The sequence below is a fragment of the Gammaproteobacteria bacterium genome (assembly GCA_016199745.1).
In the GTDB taxonomy this organism is placed as follows: Bacteria; Pseudomonadota; Gammaproteobacteria; order Acidiferrobacterales; family Sulfurifustaceae; genus JACQFZ01.
Map to the genome: position 1 here is coordinate 1 of JACQFZ010000058.1, position 1,601 is coordinate 1,601.

General features: G+C 55.5%; 1 protein-coding gene. It reads right to left on the bottom strand.

Annotated features, from left to right (window positions below; genetic code table 11):
• Positions 1-498 precede the first annotated feature (498 nt).
• Positions 499-1,524 carry an IS110 family transposase gene (locus HY308_16340; protein ID MBI3899847.1) on the bottom strand — a complete coding sequence of 342 codons (1,026 nt, stop codon included), beginning with the start codon at positions 1,522-1,524 and terminating at the stop codon, positions 499-501.
• Between the last annotated feature and the right edge of the window lie 77 nt (positions 1,525-1,601).

Below are 1,601 nucleotides of genomic sequence, written 5' to 3' on the forward strand. Positions count from 1 at the left end.
GCTGAATGAGGGTGTGAGAGGTTTTCATGCCTTCAACCCTAACCATTGGGGTGAAGGATGGCAAGCAGGTGAAAAAAATTGAGAGAATTTCTGATTTTCGAGAGTTATTCGAGATTTTGTAGCGCTGGATTGTTTTTATTGTTGGATTCATTGCGCTGATATCCACGGCTCAGCAATTGGATTTTTTGGGGTGGCCAGGCTTTGCTGCGATGCTGGATTTGCGATCGATCGCGAGCAGGCTCGCTCCCACATCTATGGTTACCCCCTTTTCTGCAATACTGTTTTTGATGCGTGGTTGGCTTGCTTTCATCTATCCGGCGTCTGAGTGGGGTTGTCGCCCCGCGCCTCGATGAGAATCGATGCCCGACGATCCTAATTACTAGAACGGCCTTTCAGCCGTGTGGGAGCTCAGGGTTGTCGTCAGGCCGGTTAGCCGTTCACGTCATCTGTTATCCAGCATCGCAAAACCAGGTGGGTGGTGCTCGGGTGACAGCAGGGTCAGGTGTTCATCGCGTTTGGCCCTGCATCGAATTCGGTGTGGTGTGCTGCAATTGCCCAGGCGATCCTCGCCAGCTTATTGGCCAGCGCACAGACCACATGGTTGGAGTGATGGTGGGCCAGTAGCTGCCGGACCCAGTCCGCCAGCCACCCTTTCTGTCGGTCCAGCTGTATCAAGTAAACACGGGCACACTGGACGAGCAGGCGCCTCTGGTTTCGATCACCGCGCTTGCTGATGCCCAACAGTACGGTCTTGCCGCCAGTGGAATGCTGTTTGGGCACCAGTCCGATCGAGGCCGAATAGCCTCGGCCGCATTTGAACTGTTTGCCATCGCCCAACTCGGCAGCCAGGACGGTGGAGGTGATCGGGCCTACACACGGCATCGTCATCAAACGCGCAGCCAGATCATCTCCAGCGGCTTGGCATTCCACGTCCTTGTCCAGTGCCTTGACCTGCTCATCCAGGTAGTTGAAGTGCTTATGCAGCGTCATCAGAATTTTTTTGATGCGCTCAGAAAATGAACTCGCCTCAAGCCGCGCCGGAAGATCTTTGATTGATTTGAAGCCTGGGGCCAAGCTGACGCCCACCTCCAGAAGGGCTGCGTGAATCCGATTGATGGTGGCGGTGCGGTCTTCGATGAACGAATCGCGTACCGAGTTGAGCATGGCCAGCGCTTGCTGAGCCTGGGTTTTGGGGGGCACAAAGCGCATCGTTGGGCGAGTCGCTGCCTCGCAGATCGCCTCGGCATCCGCGAAGTCGTTTTTGTTGCTTTTCACATACGGACGCACGAGATGAGGAGCAATGAGCTTGGGCGTGTGTCCCAGCCTTGCGACCTCCTGCGCCATGAAGTGGGCTCCGCCACAGGCCTCCATCACGACGGTACAGGGTTCGAGGTTCGCCAAGTGCTGGATAAGCGTGGCTCGAGTAAACTTTTTGCGGTAAAGCTCATGACCACGATCATCTTGTGCATGCAGATGAAAGGTGTGTTTTCCCAGGTCGATGGCGGCAATAGCTACTTTGTTCATGGCAACGGTCTCCGATGAGCCCCCTGTGAAAGCTTAGTGGGCGATCACAGAGGGCGGCGGGGGTAGCCATTTCATTA

Excerpts from the sequence above, each read along its gene's own strand:
- HY308_16340 (MBI3899847.1), bottom strand. The coding sequence starts at position 1,524 with ATGAACAAAGTAGCTATTGCCGCCATCGACCTGGGAAAACACACCTTT.